The 447-nt window shown below is 49.0% G+C and carries 1 pseudogene; it reads right to left on the bottom strand.

The annotated features are described in order from the left end of the window. Positions 1-183: 183 nt before the first annotated feature. Positions 184-447 (bottom strand): annotated as a pseudogene (locus tag NNO08_RS22950) (DNA adenine methylase); the annotation flags it as partial.

Consider the following 447-nt stretch of genomic DNA (forward strand, 5'->3'; position numbering starts at 1 on the left):
AGCCTTAATTAAGAGCGTCTTAATATTCATTTTCACCCACTAACCAGCCAAAATAAGTCATTTTAATAACCATCACCCCACATCTCGTCTATTGAAGCATGCTAGCAACGTCTTTGCTATCCACCAGTAGCAAGATTTCCAGTTCGGCGATGCGCTTTGTAGCGTATTCCAGTTGAGGTTCCATCACTCCCCCTTCACGCCAATGCCAGCGGCCGCCGCTTCACGCTGTGTTGCCGGATTAAACCAGAGGCATTCAGTGCGCACTTTCGTACCGCGCCCTGCACTGATACGTGATGCCTTTTTGGTTTTGGTCCAACCCAGCAACATGTCGTTGTACAACTCGCAGTCATAGCCGCTGATTATCACCATGCCGGTCATCGTTCTGGCCACAGCTAACAGTTGCTCATGCCCTTCAACGGTCATTTCATGGTTGTAATAGCGGTTACC

This window comes from Citrobacter sp. Igbk 17 (assembly GCF_028069775.1).
Lineage (GTDB): Bacteria > Pseudomonadota > Gammaproteobacteria > Enterobacterales > Enterobacteriaceae > Citrobacter.